13 protein-coding genes are annotated in these 18,403 nt (G+C 68.8%); 6 read left to right on the top strand and 7 right to left on the bottom strand.

Annotated elements, in window-relative coordinates; translation table 11 throughout:
• The 3 genes from QHF83_RS19525 (at position 1) to QHF83_RS19515 (ending at position 5,118) form a co-directional block, all read left to right on the top strand.
• Entirely contained in the window at positions 1–3,192 is a 3,192-nt protein-coding gene (locus tag QHF83_RS19525) for an efflux RND transporter permease subunit (protein ID WP_282419381.1), read from the top strand.
• 53 nt (positions 3,193–3,245) lie between these two features.
• Positions 3,246–4,070 carry a cysteine peptidase family C39 domain-containing protein gene (locus QHF83_RS19520; protein WP_282419380.1) on the top strand — a complete coding sequence of 275 codons (825 nt, stop codon included), beginning with the start codon at positions 3,246–3,248 and terminating at the stop codon, positions 4,068–4,070.
• A 355-nt stretch (positions 4,071–4,425) separates the two neighbouring features.
• Positions 4,426–5,118, top strand: a complete 693-nt coding sequence (locus tag QHF83_RS19515) for a hypothetical protein (RefSeq protein ID WP_282419379.1) — start codon at positions 4,426–4,428, stop codon at positions 5,116–5,118.
• A gap of 4 nt (positions 5,119–5,122) precedes the next feature.
• On the opposite strand, the gene QHF83_RS19510 is transcribed toward QHF83_RS19515, so the two are convergent.
• The 3 genes from QHF83_RS19510 to QHF83_RS19500 form a co-directional block, all read right to left on the bottom strand.
• The gene (locus QHF83_RS19510; protein WP_282419378.1) at positions 5,123–5,590 is read right to left on the bottom strand and encodes a thrombospondin type 3 repeat-containing protein; all 468 of its coding nucleotides are present in this window, start codon (positions 5,588–5,590) and stop codon (positions 5,123–5,125) included.
• Between the two features lie 94 nt (positions 5,591–5,684).
• Positions 5,685–6,995, bottom strand: coding sequence for an acetyl-CoA hydrolase/transferase C-terminal domain-containing protein (locus QHF83_RS19505; RefSeq protein WP_282419377.1), 1,311 nt, complete (start codon positions 6,993–6,995; stop codon positions 5,685–5,687).
• 19 nt (positions 6,996–7,014) lie between these two features.
• Complete coding sequence (locus tag QHF83_RS19500; protein WP_282419376.1) at positions 7,015–8,679, bottom strand: FGGY-family carbohydrate kinase; 1,665 nt, start codon at positions 8,677–8,679, stop codon at positions 7,015–7,017.
• 24 nt (positions 8,680–8,703) lie between these two features.
• Here QHF83_RS19500 and QHF83_RS19495 point away from each other — a divergent pair, with 24 nt between their 5' ends.
• The 3 genes from QHF83_RS19495 to QHF83_RS19485 are packed head-to-tail and all read left to right on the top strand — an operon-like array spanning position 8,704 to position 12,145.
• Positions 8,704–9,690, top strand: a complete 987-nt coding sequence (locus QHF83_RS19495) for a substrate-binding domain-containing protein (RefSeq protein ID WP_282419375.1) — start codon at positions 8,704–8,706, stop codon at positions 9,688–9,690.
• On the top strand, positions 9,687–11,189 hold the full coding sequence (locus QHF83_RS19490; protein WP_282419374.1) for a sugar ABC transporter ATP-binding protein: 1,503 nt from the start codon (positions 9,687–9,689) through the stop codon (positions 11,187–11,189). The genes QHF83_RS19495 and QHF83_RS19490 overlap by 4 nt, the downstream gene beginning before the upstream one ends.
• Positions 11,186–12,145 carry an ABC transporter permease gene (locus QHF83_RS19485; RefSeq protein WP_282419373.1) on the top strand — a complete coding sequence of 320 codons (960 nt, stop codon included), beginning with the start codon at positions 11,186–11,188 and terminating at the stop codon, positions 12,143–12,145. The genes QHF83_RS19490 and QHF83_RS19485 overlap by 4 nt, the downstream gene beginning before the upstream one ends.
• A gap of 128 nt (positions 12,146–12,273) precedes the next feature.
• On the opposite strand, the gene QHF83_RS19480 is transcribed toward QHF83_RS19485, so the two are convergent.
• The 4 genes from QHF83_RS19480 to QHF83_RS19465 form a co-directional block, all read right to left on the bottom strand.
• Positions 12,274–14,793, bottom strand: a complete 2,520-nt coding sequence (locus QHF83_RS19480) for an ATP-binding protein (RefSeq protein WP_282419372.1) — start codon at positions 14,791–14,793, stop codon at positions 12,274–12,276.
• 181 nt (positions 14,794–14,974) lie between these two features.
• Complete coding sequence (locus tag QHF83_RS19475; protein WP_282419371.1) at positions 14,975–16,495, bottom strand: hypothetical protein; 1,521 nt, start codon at positions 16,493–16,495, stop codon at positions 14,975–14,977.
• Positions 16,496–16,526: 31 nt separating this feature from the next.
• Positions 16,527–17,855: an aspartate kinase gene (locus QHF83_RS19470; protein ID WP_282419370.1), complete on the bottom strand. Its 1,329-nt coding sequence runs from the start codon at positions 17,853–17,855 to the stop codon at positions 16,527–16,529.
• A gap of 165 nt (positions 17,856–18,020) precedes the next feature.
• The gene (locus QHF83_RS19465) at positions 18,021–18,359 is read right to left on the bottom strand and encodes a DUF2934 domain-containing protein (RefSeq protein WP_282419369.1); all 339 of its coding nucleotides are present in this window, start codon (positions 18,357–18,359) and stop codon (positions 18,021–18,023) included.
• Positions 18,360–18,403: the final 44 nt, after the last annotated feature.

Here is an 18,403-nt window from a genome sequence, read left to right as displayed (position 1 = left end):
ATGCAATGGCTCGCAGCGATTTGTGTACGACGACCCGTCTTCGCGACGGTGATCGTGCTCATCCTGACCGTGGTCGGGGTGTTCTCCTATGCGCAGCTCGGCCTCGATCGCTTCCCGAAGGTCGACTTCCCGGCCGTCGTGATCACCACGATCCTCCCGGGCTCGGCGCCTGAAGAGATCGAGACCGAGATCAGCGACAAGATCGAGAGCGCGGTCAACACGATCAGCGGCATCGACGAGCTCCGCAGCTCCTCCTCGGAGGGCGTGAGCATGGTCATCGTGACCTTCGTCCTGGAGAAGGACGTCGACGTCGCCTCGCAGGAGGTCCGCGACAAGGTGAACGCGGTCCTCAACGAGCTGCCGCCGGGCATCGAGCAGCCCGTCATCGCGAAGATGGATCCGGACGCCGCGCCGATCCTCACGCTCGCGCTCTCGGGCCCGGGCAACGTGCGTGACGTCACGGAGACCGCGGACAAGGTCGTGCGCCGGCAGATCGAGTCGATCAACGGCGTCGGCCAGGTGACCTTGATCGGCGGTCGCCCGCGGCAGATCAACGTCTGGATCGACCCGGAGAAGCTCCAGAAGTACGGCATCTCGGGCCCCGAGGTCGAGCGCGCGCTGAAGACGCAGAACATCGAGCTGCCGAGCGGGCGCGTCGAGCAGGGCTCCCGCCAGCTCACGCTCCGCACGCGCGGCCGCGTGGAGTCGGTCCGGGAGATGGGCGAGATCGTGGTGGCCACGCGTGACGGGTACGGCGTGCGCCTCAACGACATTGGCGAGGTCGAGGACGGCACGGCCGAGCCCGAGTCCGTGGGCTTCAAGGGCCAGCGCGCGACGGTCGTGCTCAACGTCCGCAAGCAGAGCGGCACGAACACGGTCGAGGTCGTCAACACCGTCAAGGAGCGCCTCGACGAGCTCGGCAAGCGCCTGCCCCAGGGCTACACGATCGACATCGCCCGTGATCAGTCCGAGTTCATCGAGAACTCGATCCACTCGGTGAAGGAGCACCTCGTGCTCGGCGCCATCTGCGCGGCGCTCATCGTGTTCGCGTTCCTCGGCAATGCCCGGTCCACGGTCATCGCGGCCGTCGCCATCCCCACGAGCGTCATCAGCACCTTCGGCGTCATGCGCGCCGCGGGCTTCACGCTGAACTCGATCACGCTCCTCGCCCTCACGCTTGCCGTCGGCATCGTCATCGACGACGCCATCGTCGTCCTCGAGGTCATCTTCAAGCGCATCGAGGAGAACAACGAGCGGCCCATGCAGGCCGCGATCAACGGGACGAAGGAGATCGGCCTCGCCGTGCTCGCGACGACGCTCTCGCTCGTCGCCGTCTTCCTCCCGGTCGCGTTCATGGGCGGCATCGTCGGCCGCTTCATGAGCTCGTTCGGCTTGACCATGTCGTTCTCGATCATGGTGAGCCTCGTCGTGAGCTTCACCCTGACGCCGATGATGTGCGCGCGGTGGCTGCGCAAGCACGCGAAGAAGGGGAGCGACGCCAAGGAAAACGCCGCCGCGGCCCCGAGCCACGGCCACGGCCACGGCCACGGGCATGGCCACGGCGAGGCGAAGGGGATCTACGGGGTCATCGAGCGCGCCTACGTGCGGATCCTCCGCTGGTCGATGTCGCACCGCTGGGTGATCGTGGTCTCGTGCGTCGTCGCGCTCTTCTCGATCCCGATCCTCGCGGGCCGCGCCAATGCGAACTTCCTCCCCGACGAGGACGAGTCGCAGTTCCAGGCGAGCATCCGCGCGCACGAGGGCACGAGCCTCGACGAGATGCGCCTCATCGCGACGCGCATCGTCGGGGATCTCGAGAAGATCGAGGGCGTCGCGTACGCGATCACGACCGTCGGCGACGACGCGCAGAAGACCCCGAACCTCGCGAGCCTGTACGTAAAGCTCGTCCCAGCGGACCAGCGCAAGCTCTCGCAACAGGAGCTCATCGACAAGGCGCGCGCGGAGCTCTTGCCGAGGTACGGCAAGGAGTACCGGATCTCGATCGGCCCCGTGAACTCGATGGGCGGCGGCGCGAACTACCCGGTCATGTACCAGATCACCGGCCCGGACATGACCAAGATCGCGTCCTACGCCGAGGCACTGCTCGCCAAGATGAAGACGCTGCCGGGCGTCGTCGACGCCGACACCGGGCTCATCCTCGGCAAGCCCGAGCTCCGCGCGCACATCGATCGTGAGAAGGCGGCGGATCTCGGCGTGAGCGTCTCCGACATCGCGAGCTCGCTGCGCCTGCTCGTCGGCGGCTACGAGGTGACGAACTACAACGAGAAGGGCGAGCAGTACGAGGTCCACGCCCGCGCGGTGCCGAGCTACCGCTCGAACGTCGAGGGGCTCAAGCGCCTCACGGTGCCCTCGACGCGGCTCGGCACGGTCTCGCTTGAGAACCTCGTGTCGTTCACGGAGGGCTCGGGCCCGTCGAAGATCGACCGCTACAACCGCCAGCGGCAGGTCATGATCATGTGCAACCTGCAGAAGGGCTTCTCGGAGCGCACGGTCATCGAGGCGCTCGACAAGGCGGCGAAGGATCTCGGGATGGAGCCTGGCTACTCGGCGAGCGCGACGGGCCGGTCCCGCGAGCTCGGCCGCGCGGCGCGGAACTTCGGCCTCGCCTTCCTGCTCTCGTTCATCTTCATGTACCTCGTGCTCGCGGCGCAGTTCGAGTCGTGGCTGCACCCGATCACGATCCTGCTCAGCCTGCCGCTGACGGTGCCGTTCGCGATCCTCAGCGTGATCATCTTCCGGCAATCGCTGAACATCTTCTCGATGCTGGGCATCCTCGTGCTCTTCGGCGTCGTGAAGAAGAACTCGATTCTCCAGATCGATCACACGCTGAAGCTGCGCGAAGAGGGCCTGCCACGGCTCGAAGCGATCCTGCTCGCGAACAAGGATCGTCTCCGGCCGATCCTCATGACGACGGCGGCGTTCGTGGCCGGCATGATCCCGCTCGTCGCCTCCAGCGGCGCGGGCGCGGGCACGAACCGCGCGACGGGCTTCGTCATCATCGGCGGCCAGTCGCTCGCGCTCCTCTTGACCCTGCTCGCCACACCGGTCGCGTATTCGCTCTTCGACGACCTCTCGGTCTGGGCGCGCAATACGTTCAAGTTCGGCAGCTCGAACGACGACGAAGCCCCGACCGCCGACCCCAACCCGGCCCCCGCGCCGGGCGGCGAATGACGTAGTTCCCGCCTTCGAGCCTCCTCTCCTCCATCCGTGGTACGGTGCTCCTCGTGCACGACGCCGAGGAGCTCCGCCGGTTCGCCCGCCAGGATTGGGCCGCCGCCGCGCGCGGCAAGGAGCTCTATTGGCGCGATTGGAAGAGGAAACACGGCGCTGCCGCCGGGATCCGCATGGCCGATGAGCTCCGCAAGCAAGTCCTCGCGCAAAAGCCCGGCTGGCCGAGCGACGAAGAGCGCCGGGAGGATTGGGAGGCGCATTGGCGGGAGATCGACGCGTTCGATCGACTCGACGCGTGGCGCAGCCGTGTTTCAAGGGGAGGGGAAAAAATGGGAAAGTCGCATGGCAATGTAAGTCGACGAGACTTTTTCACCCATCACGCGCAGAGCGAAACCATGGACTGTGGTCTCGCGTGCCTTCGTATGGTCCGAGACTGGTTGGGTCTGGAGGTGTCCGAGCCCAAGCTACGTGAGTGGTGGTCACCGGAAGACGGGATAGAACCGAACAAGATGCGCAGTGCCATTGCGAGTCTGGTCGGTGAGCGATCTGCGAAACTCGTGTCTCGCGTTGAAGTCCAGACGCTCGTGGACGTGCAAACGGCAAACCTGCTGAGCGAGCCGGAGAAGTTCCTTCTGGTCTTGTTGATCTCTTACTGGAACGAGGAGGGGTACAACCCGCGACACTGGATCGTCGCGCGAGACTTCCGGAAGCTATCCAATGCGTTTTCCATCAAGGGAACTGCCAAGCCGCCGAGGGGCGGGGAGCTTGAGCTCGTCGCGCTCGTCCACGACCCGCTCCAGACGGTACCGTATCGGCAGTCATGGCAGTCCATCCTTGCTGCGCCCGTTATTGAGGGGATCTTCTTGACGGCTCGTTGACTGCTCACGACCGGAGGGGCAAGGAGGCAGAACCAGGCGTTCGGATGGGGTTCCCAGCGCCCCGGTCGTCGAGCCGCAGCGTTCGGATCGGGTACCCGGGCTCCGGTCGGCGCTCCGAAGCGTTCGGCTCGGGTACCCTGCGTCCCGGTCGGCGCTCCGAAGCGTTCGGCTCGGGTACCCTGTGTCCCGGTCGGCGCTCCGAAGCATCCGGCTCGGGTACCCTGCGTCCCGGTGGGTCGTCCGCACGAGATGGCGGAGGGAGCGGGGGACCGCACCGATCCTCCCCACGATCCCCTTGCGCCGGTCTTCGCGATCCGTTCCAATCCGGACATCCCTGAAAAGGGTCGGAGGAACCATGCCCACCATCCAGAGCGGAGGCAGCCCCGGGACGCGCGTCGAAGCGGGCGACGCCGTTCTCAGCGCCGCCGCATCCGTCGATACGGCCCCCATCGCCGCGCGGGTCGCCGCATTTCAGAAGGTCCACGCCGATTACAGCGCCGCCGACGCCGCCGCGCGCAAAGCGAGCGACGCCCTGCGCGCGCAGCAGGAGAAGGTCGCCGAGGCCGACGTCGATCAAGACGATTCGGTCGATACACTCGCGAACGTGCTGCCGGCCGACGGATTGCCTCGCGCCAATCCATTCAAGCCCTTCGGCGTCGCCGCGCCCCACAAGGTCAAGGACCTCGGGTACGCCAGGGAGGCCAAGGTCCTCCTCGGCCTGGAGAAGGCCATTCTCAAAAAGAAGGCCTCGTTCTCCCCGCAAACCGTCGAGGCGGCCAAGGCGGCCGGCAATGCCGCGCGCAAGGTCGAGGCCGTCCTCAAGCCCATCGTGAAGCTCGAAAAGGCCCGCGCGGACGCAATGGCGAAGCGGGATGCGCTGGAGCAGGCGTGGGAGACGGCATTCGCGAGCTTGAAGCGCGGCGCCAAGGCGGCCGAGGACGACGGGCACCGCGGGCTCCATGCGGCGCTCTTCGAACGAGCGGCCCCGGCGAAGAAAAAGGCGCGCGCCAGGAAGGCCGGCGAGGCCAGCACCCCGGCCGCGCCCTGATCAATCACTCATTGCACGACGGCCACGGCACGTTGCGGAGATGATACTCCCACGTCTGGAAGCTCGACGTGTTGCTCCGCTGCACCTGCCCGCTCGTGCACCAGCGATTCTCGGTCCACGAGGTCCCGTGCGCGAGGCACTGGTATTGCACCATCGCCCGCTTCGCCCCGGCGCAGCCGTGGAACTTGTACTGCAGGCAGCTCTCCATGTCGGGCGTGACGTTCACCTTTTGCTCGGAGATCACGCTCGCCGCGTCACACGCGTCGCCGCTCCCGTCGCCATCACAATCGGACTGCGACGGATTCACGACACGCGGGCAGTTGTCGGAAATGTCCGAGATGCCGTCGCCGTCGGAATCGATGGGGCCGCGGGACTCCGCCTGGCCCGCAGAGGCCACGTCGGTCGTCCCGGACATCGTCCCGAGCGCGGCGAAGAGCACCGCAATACGAATGGCTCGCCTTGTTCCACGCATGTGATCCCCTGCCGAGCAGGAAGTGCGCCGAGCCTAGACGTATCGCCCCGGGAGGGCCAAATTCCAGATCTCGGCGCTTCTTCCGGCAGGGGAATCAGGCGGGATCGAGGAAAACGTAGCGACGCTGCTTCGCGGCCGCGAGCAGATCCGCGCGGTGATCCGGGTGCGCGATGTCGATGAGCGCGAGCGCGCGCTGGCGGATGTTCTTGCCCCAGAGATCGGCAATGCCGTGCTCGGTCACCACGTAATGGACGTCGCCGCGGCTCGTCACGATGCCCGCGCCGGCCTCGAGCGTCGCCGCGATGCGGCTGACCGCGCCTTTTTTCGCCGTCGAGCGCATCGCGATGATCGGCTTGCCCCCGCGGCTCCGCGCCGCGCCGCGGATGAAATCCACCTGGCCGCCGATGCCCGAGAAGAACCGCCCGGCGAGCGTGTCGGCCGCGACCTGGCCCGTCAGATCGATCGCGAGCGCCGCGTTGATCGCGATCATCTGGTCGTTCCGCGCGATCGTGAACGGGTCGTTCGTGAAGCTGGACGAGCGCATCTCGAGGAAGGGGTTGTCGTGCACCCAGCGGTAGAGCGCGCGGCTGCCCATCACGAACGAGGTCACGATCTTCCCGGGCAAGAGCGTCTTCTTGCGGCAGGTGATCACGCCTTTTTGCACGAGGTGCATCACGCCGTCGGAGAACATCTCCGTGTGGATGCCGAGATCGTGGTGGCCTTCGAGCGCGGCGAGCGCCGCGTCCGGGATCTTGCCGATGCCCATCTGCAGCGTCGCGCCGTCCGGCACCAGGCTCGCCACGTGGCGGCCGATCGCCCGGTCGACCTCGTCGAGCGGCTCGGCCTCGCGCTCCGGGAGCTCGTCGTCGACGGGCACGAGGTGGGCGATGCGATCCACGTGCAAGAACGAGTCACCGTGGGTCCGCGGCATGCGCGGGTTCACCTCGGCGAGCACGAGATCGGCCGTGTCGATCGCGGCGCGCACGATGTCCACCGACACGCCGAGGCTGACGTAGCCGTGCTCGTCCGGCGGCGAGACCTGCACGAGCGCCACGTCGATCTTCACGCGGCCCGAGCAGATGAGCTGCGGGATCTCCGACAGAAAGACGGGCATGAAGTCGGCGCGCCCCTCGGCCACCGCGTCGCGCACGTTCGCGCCGATGAAAAACGCCGTGTGGCGGAAGCGTTTTTCGAGCCCCGGCTTCACGTACGGCGCGGGGCCGAGCGTGAGCAGGTGGACGATCTCGTTGCCTTCGAGGTGCGTCCCTTTTTCGGTCATCGCCTCGACGAGCCGCGCCGGCTCGGCCGCGCCCGAGCCGATGAGGATGCGGCGTCCCTTGGGGATCGCCCGCACGGCGCCTTCGGCTGTCGTGATCTTGTCCGCGAAACGCTCGCGCCAATCCATCCGGTTCCCTGTCCTCTCGTCACGCGTCTTCGCGCATGAGGGCGCGGTACGCCATCTGATCTTCGTACATGCGCAAGAACACGCGGTGTTTCCGGTCGTGGAAGCGCGCCACCTCGCCGCCCGTGGGCGCGACGACCGCGCCGGCCTCGCTCATCGCGCCCATCGCCGCGAGCACGGTCGGCTGATCCCCCGAGGCCACGGCGCCGAGGATCGCCGCGCCGAGCAGGACCGCCTCGGGCTCGCGGGGGAGGATCACGCGGCAGCCCGTCACGTCCGCGTGTTCCCGCACGAAGACCGGGTTTTTCGTGTCTCCGCCCGTCGCGTAGAGCACATCGATCCGATAGCCCGCGCGGTTCATCGCCGCGAGGATGTGCCGCGTCCCGTGCGCGAGCGCCTGGATCGTCGCGAGGTACAGGACCGCAAGCGCGTCCACGTCGTCCTCGAGCCCGAGCCCGCTCACCATGCCCTTGAGCGTCGGATCGGCCCGCGGCGACCGGTTTCCGTGGTGATCCGGCAGCACGTGCACGTCGCGCGTGATGGCTGCGGGAAAGGCGTGCTTCGCAGCGAGCGCGTCGAGCCGCTCGTTCAAGAGCGCGTACACCGTCGTGCCGCGCCGCCGCGCTTCCTCGGCGAGCTCCGGCCCTCGCGCGTGCGAATGCACGACGTGATCGATCAGCGCGCCCGTCGCGCTTTGCCCGCCCTCCGTGAGCCAGAGGCCCGGGATCATCGCCGAGTTGTAGGGGCCCCACACGCCCGGCACGAAGCGCGCCTCGCGGGACGAGGCCATGTGGCACGTCGAGGTCCCGCCGATGAGCGCGAGCCGCTCCTCCATCGCGGCCTCGTCGGGCGCCACGCCGTTCGTTGGGATGCCAAGCAAACCGAGCCCGCCGGCGTGCGCGTCGATGAGCGGCACCGCCACGGCCGTCCCCGCGCGGAGGCCAAGCTCGGCCGCGGCGCGCTCGGTCAAACCGCCGGCGCGCTCGCCCATCGGACGCACGCGTTTTCCGATGCGCGCATACCCCTCGTCGACGAGGTCGCCGAGGCCGATCGAGCGGAAATACGAGTCGTCCCAGCGCCCGATGCTCCCGTCCGCGCCGGGCTCGTGCCCGAGGTACGTCCACTTGCACACCGTGGTGCAGAGCGATCGCACGTCGTTCCCCGTGGCGCGATAGGCCAGGAAATCCGGCAGATCCAGGAAGCGCGCCGCGCGCCGGTAGCTCGCCGCGAGGTGCGCCCGGAGCCAGACGAGCTTCGGCGTCTGCATCTCCGGCGAGATCACGCCGCCCACGTACCGCAGGACCTCGTGGCCGCCCGCGTTGATGCGCGCGGCCTGCTCGATCGCGCGGTGATCCATCCACACGATCACGTTCCAGCGATCGTCGCCCGTGGGGCTCACGGTCACGGGGCGATCTTCGCCGTCGAGCAGCACGAGCGAGCACGTCGCGTCGAACCCGACGCCGACCACGAGTTCGGGACGATCGCCCGCCTCGCGGAGCGCCGCGCGCGTGGCCTCGCAGGCGGCCGTCCAGATCTCGTCGGACGACTGCTCGACGAAGTCCGGCGCGGGGCGGTGCAGCGAGATGGGACGCACGCCGATCCCGAGCTTGCGTCCTTGGCCGTCGAAGAGGGCGGCGCGTACGCTGCCGGTACCCACGTCGATCCCGAGATAGTGACGGTCTTGCATCCTGGCCGATTATACTCCGCGCCCATGGTTGGCCGGACCCTTCGTTTCGCCCTCGTGCTCGTCGCGACGCTGCTCCTGCTCTCGTGTAGCCGCAAGGAGGGAGGCGCGAAGAAGATCGCCGTCATCCCCAAGGGCACGACGCACGAGTTCTGGAAGGCCGTGCACGCGGGCGCCGTCAAAGCCTCGCGCGAAATCGGCGTGGAGATCGTGTGGAAGGGCCCGCTCGCGGAGGACGATCTCAAGGGGCAGATCGATGTCGTGCAGAGCTTCGTCGCCCAGGGCGTAAGCGGCATCGTGCTCGCGCCGCTCAACGACAAGGCGCTCGAAAAGCCCGTCGAGGGCGCGGTGAAGGCGAACATCCCCGTGGTGATCTTCGACTCGGATCTCGCGGGCACTTCGCACAAGAGCTTCGTCGCGACCGACAACCTCGCGGCCGGCCGGCTCGCCGGCGAGAAGCTCGCCGCGCTGCTCGGGCAGAAGGGCAAGATCGCGGTGCTCCGCTACCAGGAGGGCTCGGCCAGCACGCAGAAGCGCGAGGAGGGCTTTCTCGAGGCCATCCGGAAGATGCCGGACATCCAGGTCGTGAGTGACAACCAGTACGGCGGCGCCACGACGGAGAGCGCCTTCAAGAAGGCCGAGAGCCTGCTCGCCGCGCAGAACGCCGGCAGCGGCGGCGTGGACGGTGTTTTCTGCCCCAACGAGTCGACCACGTTCGGAATGCTGCTCGCGCTCCGGAAGGCGGGCCTCGCCGGGAAGATCAAGTTCGTCGGGTTCGACGCGTCGGACAAGCTCGTGAGCGCGCTCCGGGACGGGCACGTCGACGCGCTCGTCGTGCAGGATCCCTTCAAGATCGGCTACGAGTCGGTGCGCACGATGGCCGACGTCCTCGCGGGCAAGCCCGTGCCGCCGCGCATCGACACGGGCGCCGTGGTCGTCGACAAGGCGAACCTCGACAACCCGGAGACGAAGGCGATCGTCGCGCCCGATCTCGCGCCGTGGCTCGGCAAGTGAGCGGCCTCGTCGCGCGCGGCGTGGCGAAGGCCTACGGCGCGACGGTCGCGCTCGCGGGGGTGGACTTCGAGGTCCGCGCGGGCGAGGTGCACGCGCTGCTCGGCGAGAACGGCGCGGGCAAGAGCACGCTCGTGAAGATCCTGGCCGGCGCGGTGCGGCCGGACGGCGGGACGCTCACGCTCGACGGCGCGCCTTACGCGCCGAAAGATCCCGCCGCCGCCCGCGCGGCCGGCGTGCGCCTCGTCAGCCAGGAGCGCGCGCTTTGCCCGCACATGACCGTGGAGGAGAACGTCCTGCTCGGCGGCGAGCCCACGCGGCTCGGCGTCCTCCGGCGCGAGGAAGCGCGGGCGATCGCGGCGCGCGCGCTCCTCGCGATCGATCCTTCGGGCGCGAAGAAACATCGCCTGCGGCCCGACGCGCTCGTGCGCGACCTCGGCCCGGGAGAGCGGCAGCTCGTGGAGATCGCGCGCGCCATCACCGAGCCGCGTTGCCGCTTGCTCCTGCTCGACGAGCCCACGTCGAGCCTCGGCGCCGACGACGTCGAGGCCCTCTTCTCCGTCGTCACGCGCCTCCGCGAAGCCGGCCTCGCCGTCGTGTACATCTCGCACCACCTCGACGAGATCCGCCGCATCGCCGACCGCTTCACGGTCATCCGCGACGGCCGCACGGCCGGGACCGGCCGCGTCGCCGAGGCCACGCCCGCGGACATCGTGACCATGATGGCCGGTCGATCCATCGAGGAGCTCTACCCCCGATCGCCGCGTGTCCCCGGCGACGTCGTCCTTTCGACGCGGGATCTCGCGGGCGCGGGTTTGCCCGTGCGCGCGAGCTTCGAGCTTCGCCGCGGCGAGGTGCTCGGCATCGCCGGCCTCGTCGGCTCGGGCCGCACCGAGCTTCTTCGCGCGATCTTCGGCCTCGAACGTGTGCGCCGCGGTGAGGTCCGCGTGGGCGCGTACGTCGGCCCGGCCTCGCCCGCGGCCCGGCTCGCGCAGGGCGTGGGCCTCCTCAGCGAAGATCGCGGCGGCGAAGGCCTCGCGCTCGGGCTCACGATCGCGGACAACGTCACGCTCTCGCGGCTCTTCGGCCTCGGCCCGCTCGGGTTCGTCGCGCCTTCTCGCATGCGCGTGGCGGCCGCGCGCTTCATCGAGAAGCTCGGCATCGTCTGCGCGGGGCCCGACGCGCCCACCTCGTCGCTCTCCGGCGGCAACCAGCAGAAGGTCGCGCTCGCTCGACTGCTCTACCACGACGTCGACGTGCTCCTGCTCGACGAGCCCACGCGCGGTGTGGACGTGGGCGCGCGCGCCGCGATCTACGCGCTCATCGACCGACTCGCGTGTGAATCGAACAAGGCCGTGCTCGTCGTGTCGAGCTCGGCCGAGGAGCTCGTGGGGATCGCGGACCGCATCGCGGTCATGCACAAGGGCGAGCTCGGCCCGGCGCGGCCGGTCGGTGAGCTCGACGTCCGCGCGGTGATGCTGGAGCAAGCAGGCGCCTCATGAAGTACTTGCGTAAGTACCCGTTCCTCGGCCCGCTCGTGGCCGTCGTCGTCGTCTACGTGATCTTCGCGATCGTCGCGGGCGGCTCCTTCACGCGGGCGGAGAACCTCACGACGATGGCCGGCCAGACCGTGGTCGTGGGGATCGCCGCGAGCGGCATGACGCTCGTGATCCTGCTCGGCGGGATCGATCTCTCCGTCGGGTCGAACGTCGCGCTCTCCACGGTCGTCTGCGCGCTCTGCTTACGCGAGGGCGCGCCCGCGATCCTCGCCGTTGCGGCGGCCATGGCGAGCGGGCTCGTCGCGGGGCTCCTGAATGGCGCGCTCGTGACGACGCTCCGGATCACGCCGTTCATCGTGACGCTCGGCACGATGCGGGCGCTGCGTGGCCTCGCGAAGGGGCTCGCGGAGGAGCAGAAGATCGATGCGCCGGCCTCGGGTATCGAGGCCCTCGTCGCGCCGCTCCCGCCTGGTTATGGATGGGCCCTGTTTCCACCGGGCGTGTGGATCATGCTGGCCACCTCCGCGCTCGTGGCCGCGATGCTCGTGTACACGAGAGGTGGGCGGCACATCGTGGCCATCGGGTCGAACGAGGCCACGGCGCGGCTCTGCGGCGTGCGCGTCGAGCGCGTGAAATGGCTCGTCTACGGGCTCGCCGGCCTCTTCGCCGGGCTCGCGGGCGTGATGGAGTTTTCGACGTTGACGGTCGGCGATCCGACGGACTCGATCGGCCTCGAGCTCGAGGTCATCGCGGCCGTGGTGATCGGCGGCGGCTCCCTTGCGGGCGGCGAAGGTTCGGTCGCGGGCGCGCTCTTCGGCGCCCTCCTGATGACCGTGATCCGCACGGGATCGACCTACCTCGGCATCGAGAACTGGGTGCAGGACATCGTCACGGGCGGCATCGTCGTGACCGCCGTCGCGCTCGATCGCGCGCGGCGCGCGGGCGAGGCACGACGCTGAATCGAATTCCCCTTTGCATCGACCGCATCGCGGTCGATGCACCACCGGTCCAGCGCTTGCGCTGGTCCGGGTCCAGGGGTGGACAACCCCTGGTCGGGCCCGGGGTGAAACCCCGGCGCAACGCCTGCCTAACTCGCCTCGCGCAGCCCTGCGAGCAGCGACACCAGCTCGGAGGGCTCGAACGGCTTTGCGAGGTGCGCCCGGTAGCCTGCGGCGAGCGCGCGTTCTCGGTCCTCTGGCCGTGCGAATGCGGTCACTGCGACGGCGACGACGTCTTTTCCGTGCCCGTTCCGGCGGGCCCGGATCTCCCGCAGGAGCGCGTATCCGTCCATGCCTGGCATGCCGATGTCGCTCACGATGAGATCGATCGACCGCGACGCCGACACGTCCAGCGCCTCTGCGGCCGAGGCTGCCGTGCACACGACTGCTTCGTGCTCCTCCAGCACCCGCTTCACGAGCTCCCGTGAATCGGCCTCGTCGTCCACCACGAGCACGGCCACGCCCTGCAGGTTTCGTGGATCGTTCGTGGGCGCGCTCCGGGGCAGCTGCGAGGGCACGCGACTGCGCTCGCCGGCCACGCAGGGCAGCTCCACCTTGAACGTCGCGCCCTTGTCGGGACCCTCGCTCTCCGCGCGCACCACGCCTCCGTGCAGCTCGACCAGGCGCTTCACGATGGAAAGCCCCAGGCCGAGACCGCCGTGCCGCCGCGCCATCGACGAGTCGGCCTGGCGGAATCGTTCGAACAGAAACGGAAGGAACTCCGGCGCGATGCCCTGACCCGTGTCTTGCACGGAGATCACGGCGCGCTCGCCCTCCTGCGCCATCGACACCTCGACGTGCCCGCCCTTCGGCGTGAACTTGATCGCGTTCGAGACCAGGTTCCACACGATCTGCTGCAGACGCGCCGGATCGCCGCGCACCGCCATGCGCGCTGGATCTCGCGGCCCCCGCACCGTCACGCCCTTGGCCTCCGCCGAGGCGCGACAGGCCTCGATGGCGGCCTCCACCACGGGCGTGAGCTGCGTCGGCTCGAGCTCCACGTGGATCTTTCCTGCCACGATCCGGCTCACGTCGAGCAGATCGTTGATGAGCTGCGCCTGCAGGTGCGTGTTCCGCTCGATCACCGCGAGCCCCTTGGCGAGCTGCTCCGGCCGGATCCCGGGCCTTTGCACGAGCTGCGTCCAGCCGAGGATCGCGTTCAGCGGCGTGCGCAGCTCGTGCGACAGCGTCGCGAGGAACTCGTCCTTCATCCGGCTCGCCCGCTCGGCCTCGGCCCGCGCCGCGCGCTCGCTCTCCAGCAGGAACAGGCGCTCGATCGCGGCCTTCTTCTCCTCGGTCACGTCGCGGCTGATCCCCACGATCCGCACCGTCTTTCCTTCCTCGTCGTAGGTGATGCGCCCGAGCGAGTGAATCCAGCGCTCGCCTTTCTCCGGGTGCAGGACGCGGAACTCGTACGTGAAGTCCGGTATCCGCTGCGCCGTGCGCCGAGCCAAGTCGGCGTCGCACTCCGCCAGGTCGGCCGGATGCACCCGGCTCCGCCAGTCGGCGATCCGGAGCGGGCGGTTCCTCATGTCGTGCCCGTAGAGCTCGCACTGGGCGTCGGACCACGTGTAGAGATCGCTCTCGGCGTTGTACTCCCACCACCCGGCCTTCGCCCCGTCGAGCGCCAGTTGCAGCCGATCCGCGCTCTCGGCGAGGGCCGCCGCGGCCTCCCTTCGCTCGGTGACCTCCTCGCAGACCACGTTGACGCCCACGATCGTCCCGCTCGTGTCCCGCAGCGGGAAAAAGCTCTCCATCCAGATCCGCTTCTTGCCGGGCTGGGCGGGCGTCTCGCCGACGATCTCCACGTCCTTTTGCGGCTCGCCCGTGTCCAGGATCTTGCGCAGCATCGGCTCGGCCTGGTCCGCGATGTTCGGCAGGAGCTCGCGCACCGAGCGGCCGATGTGCGCGGCGGGGGAAATGCCGTTGATCTCGGCGAGCCGCTCGTTGATCCGCACCCAGCGCAGGTCCCGATCGAGCACGCAGAGCCCGATCGGCGCGGCGGCATAGGTCGCTTCGAGCTCGTCGAGCTGCCGACGCGCGACGGCCTCGCTCTCCCGCAGCGCCTCCTCGGCCCTTTGCGCGGCCCGAAGGGATGAACGGACCTCGCGCTCGCTCGCCTCCAGCGCGGCCGCGCGCTCGGCGACCCGCCGTTCGAGCTCCGCATTGCGATTGGCTTCGGCACGGATACGCGCTTCGAGATCCCGCGAAAGGGCGGCCTCTCGCGCGCGCCGCGCTCGCTCGGTGAGCACGCTGATGCCGAGCCCGGTGAGCAGAAACAGGGCGAGGCGCGCCTGATCCGCGAGCGTATCGATGGTCAGGCTGCCGAGCGGACTCAGGAAAAGCAGGAGCCCGACGAACGCGGCAAGGCTCGTGGCGATGATGCCCGGCCAGAGCCCGCCGTATGCGGCGGCGATGGCCACGGGCAAGAGCAAAGCGAGGAGGGGCGCATTGCCGTCCAGCCACGGCTCCAGGGAGAACCGGACGAGGACGATCACGAGCATGACGGCCATGGAGAGGCCGTAGGTGCGCCACGCCCTCCCCGGCTCGGCATGATCACTGCGGGGGGCCTCGAGCCGCGTGTCGCGGCCTTCGTCGGCTGTTTGCATCGACCCTCGCTCGGAATGGCGGAACCGAGGCGCTTCCGCCTCGACAAGGCTAACGAGAGGGCAGCACGTTCGCAAACGAGGACTGCATTCTCGTTTCGCTCGCCCACGCCCGGTCGATATTCCTGGAAAGGCTACCGACCGGGCGGATCGTTTGTCGCCAAGAATCGCGGCGGACGGCGCCCTAGCCCGCCCGATCGGCGAGGATACGGACCTTGAAGCCGAGCTCGCGCGACAGCGCGACCATCTCGTCGAACACGTCCCCGTACGCCACGGCCACGTGGTTCGAGAGGTAATGCGCCATCAGCGTATCGCGGCCGATGCCCATGTCCGCCGCCATGAACGGCCATTCGCGCGTCGTGCCCTCCCACCAGGCATCACGCACCGCCGGCGGAAGTTTTACCACTTCGCCCTTGCCGATATCCATCCAGAGCGCGCCTTCCTTGATGTACGTGCGCGCCCAGGTCATCGCCCCGGGCAAACTCTCGCCGGCGAGCGTGCCGCCCGGCGTCGGGAAATACATCGCGGGCTGCCGGTAGCTGTGCGCGCCGCGCAGCGTGTCCTTGTCGTGATTGAACGCGTATGCGCCGCACGATCCCGAATTCAGGAGCACCCACAAGAATCGCCCGTCGTGCTCCCCGCCCCAGCGCACGTCATGGAACATCACCGCCTCGTGCAGGCCTTTCTCCCGCAGGAGCCGCTTCATCAGCTCCATCGGGATGGCGTTGCCCTGATCGGCTTCGGTCGCGCACGCGATCGTCGTCCCGTTCGATTCGGGCCGGCAGGCCGAGTTGAACAGGCCCTCGGCGAGGTCCGAGGGCGGGCGCAGCGGGATGAGCCCGAGCTGGTATTGCCAGCCCAGGCAATCGGCCTTGTATTCGTTCACCATGTCGAGCACCACGAGGTAATCGCGGAGCTGCTCGCGCGTGGCGCGCTCGTCGAAATCGGCCGCGCCGTTCTCACCCCAGTGGAACGTGAGGCCCCGATCCTTCACGAACCGGAGCGCGTCGTCGATCCGCTTCTCCGAGATGCCGCGGCCTCGATCGATGATCCAGGCCTGATCGATCTTGTGCTCGGTGAACCCGTGCTTGTTCAGGAGCCGCGGGCCGAAATACCCGTTGATCATGCCCATCGAGGTGTCACCGAGCATGAGCAGGAGCACCCGCCGCTTGTGGATCTCCGCGGCCACCTTCCGCGCGATCGCCTCCGCCGCCGGCGCGACCGGGCCGGGCTCGCGGATCGCGTCCTCGGGCCAGGCGAGCCGGCCCGTCCGACACCACGTATCGAGCCGATCCATGAACGCCTTGTCCGCGGTCCAGTCCTCGGCGTCCGTCCAGATCCGCGAGAACGGCCGATCCAGGCTCTCCAGGCAGGCGCCCGTGTTCAAGAGGCCCACGAGGCCCGGCCAGCGGCCCGAGAAGTTCGAGGCCAGAAGCAAGGGGTTTTCCTTGCCGACCACGCCGTCCGTCGTGTGTGGCCCGTAAAACCAGTGCACGCACACGCCGATCATCGGATCGTCGATGGGCCCGAGTTTTTCGATCGACTCGTGAGGCTTCGAGAGGAACCCCTCGATGCGGTAGGGCGAATGGCCGAGCTTCTCGAGCGCTCGCTCCATCTGGATCGTCGCGGCCGTGATGCTGGGGAGGGCGACCTCGTTGGGCTTGGCCCGCGCGTCGCCGGGCCAGAAGAGGGCGATCTTCTTCATGGCCTTGCAATCGACCACACGGCGGCCGGCGTCAAGCGCGCTCGAAGAGCCTCTCGTGCAGCACCGCGGCCGCCGCGCCTACGTCCTTGTCGGCCACGAGCATCGTCAGGCTGATGCTCTTCATGCCGTAACTCACCATTTCCACGTTCACACCTGCGTCCGCGACGGCCTGCAAGATAGCAGCTCCGAGCCCCGCTTGCTCCGCGAGCCTCCGGCCCACCACGACCATCAGCGTCTTTCCCGCCTCGACCCGCACCTCGCCGAGCCGCTGGAGGTCCAGCAGGGCGCGCTCCAAGGGCTCGCGGCGGTCCGTCGTGAACGACACGCTCACCTCCGACGTCGCGATCATGTCGACCACGACCTCGTGCCGCCCGAGCGCCTGGAACGCCTCGCCGAGGAAGCCCGCCGCTCCGAACATCCGCGTCGACAGGATCGTCACGGCGAGCTGCCCTTCCTTGTAGGCGATGCTCGTCGCGGGCAGCTCGCTCGCGGGCGCGCTCTCGCGGATGACCGTGCCGGGATGCTCGGGCCGGTTCGTGTTGAGCACGCGGACCGGGATGTTCTTCTGCATCGCCGGCACGAGCGTCGACGGGTGCAGGACGCGGCTGCCGAAGTAGGCGAGCTCCGCGGCCTCGTCGAAGCGCATCTCGGAGATCGAGCGGGCCTTCTTCACGACGCTCGGATCCGCGGTCATCACGCCGTCGGTGTCGCTCCAGATCTCGACCTCCTCGGCGGTGAGCGCGGCGCCGACGAGCGTCGCCGTGAGATCACTGCCGTTCCTGCCGACGGTCGTGATGTCGCCGGCCTCGGTCTTTCCGACGAAGCCCGTCACGACGGGCACGACGCCGGCCGGCACGCGCTCCTGCACCGCGCGCTGCATCGCGGCCTCGTAGCCGGGCAGGGGACGCGCCGAGCCGAACGCCGCGTCCGTGAGGAAGCCGAGATCCCAGACGTCGAAGGCCTGGGCGGGCAGACCTTGTCGCGTGAAAAAATCGGCGATGACCCGCACGGCCATGCGCTCGCCGAAGCTCGCGGCGTAGTCGAGGCTGCGCAAGCTGAGCTCCCGCACGAGCGACAGGCCCCGGTAGAGGGCCGAGATCTCTTCGAAAAACGGCGCGAGCAGAGCGTCGTCGCAGCCGAGCTCGCGGGCGATCGCGGTCTGGCGCTCGATCACGCGCTCGGGGGCGTAGACGCCGCGGGCGGCCTCGCGCGCGCCCGAGAGCAGCGCGTCGGTCATGCCCTTGTGGGCCGAGCTCACGACGAGCGGCGTACGCGCCGCGCGCCCGCGGACGATCGCGAGCACCTTCTCGATCTGCTTGCGGTTGGCGACGGAGCTGCCGCCGAACTTCATGACGATCATGGCGGCCGGACGGTAGCGCAGTGCGTCGAAACGTGCAGCCGGTTTCTCTTGATTTACCGGTGAAGTCGGGCGAACGAGATTCCGACTTTAACAAGAGCGCCACCTCGCGCAGCCGGCCCGGATCAGCTGCGGCGGGTGGCGCCGGGGGAGGTTTTTCCCCTTCGCTCAGATGTGGACCCCGCCGACGAGCATGGCGTCGATCTCGCGCTCGGCGACGAGCCAGTCCTCGACGGGATTGGTCTTCCCGAATCCGATCGTCTCGGCCCGGCGATACGCGGCGAGCGCGATCATGCGGCGGCGCTCCTCGATCGAGATGGGCCTGCGCTCGGAGGCGGCGGGCGCTTTGGAATCCTCGTCGATCGCGGCCGGCTCTGCTGCGGGCGCCGGCGCGAGCGCGACGGGCGGCGGCGCGATCGATTCGAGGGCGGCGGCGGCTGCGGCGGCTTTCGCGCCCTTCTTGCCTGCCTCGCTCTTTTTCGCTGCCTTCTTGCCTTTCGTCTTCATCGATCTCTCCTCGGTGGGTTCTTCCGGGCGAGCGGCTCCTAACG

Source organism: Polyangium sp. 15x6, assembly GCF_029960785.1.
GTDB lineage: Bacteria > Myxococcota_A > Polyangia > Polyangiales > Polyangiaceae > Polyangium.
Note: the sequence above shows the minus strand (reverse complement) of the source record. Positions and strands in the feature narration are given on the sequence as shown.

What these genes read in the sequence shown, in the direction of transcription:
- QHF83_RS19525 (WP_282419381.1), top strand. Translation starts at nt 1, where the DNA reads ATGCAATGGCTCGCAGCGATTTGTGTACGACGACCCGTCTTCGCGACG.
- QHF83_RS19515 (WP_282419379.1), top strand. Translation starts at nt 4,426, where the DNA reads ATGCCCACCATCCAGAGCGGAGGCAGCCCCGGGACGCGCGTCGAAGCG.
- QHF83_RS19510 (WP_282419378.1), bottom strand. Translation starts at nt 5,590, where the DNA reads ATGCGTGGAACAAGGCGAGCCATTCGTATTGCGGTGCTCTTCGCCGCG.
- QHF83_RS19505 (WP_282419377.1), bottom strand. Translation starts at nt 6,995, where the DNA reads ATGGATTGGCGCGAGCGTTTCGCGGACAAGATCACGACAGCCGAAGGC.
- QHF83_RS19500 (WP_282419376.1), bottom strand. Translation starts at nt 8,679, where the DNA reads ATGCAAGACCGTCACTATCTCGGGATCGACGTGGGTACCGGCAGCGTA.
- QHF83_RS19495 (WP_282419375.1), top strand. Translation starts at nt 8,704, where the DNA reads ATGGTTGGCCGGACCCTTCGTTTCGCCCTCGTGCTCGTCGCGACGCTG.
- QHF83_RS19485 (WP_282419373.1), top strand. Translation starts at nt 11,186, where the DNA reads ATGAAGTACTTGCGTAAGTACCCGTTCCTCGGCCCGCTCGTGGCCGTC.
- QHF83_RS19480 (WP_282419372.1), bottom strand. Translation starts at nt 14,793, where the DNA reads ATGCAAACAGCCGACGAAGGCCGCGACACGCGGCTCGAGGCCCCCCGC.
- QHF83_RS19475 (WP_282419371.1), bottom strand. Translation starts at nt 16,495, where the DNA reads ATGAAGAAGATCGCCCTCTTCTGGCCCGGCGACGCGCGGGCCAAGCCC.
- QHF83_RS19470 (WP_282419370.1), bottom strand. Translation starts at nt 17,855, where the DNA reads ATGATCGTCATGAAGTTCGGCGGCAGCTCCGTCGCCAACCGCAAGCAG.
- QHF83_RS19465 (WP_282419369.1), bottom strand. Translation starts at nt 18,359, where the DNA reads ATGAAGACGAAAGGCAAGAAGGCAGCGAAAAAGAGCGAGGCAGGCAAG.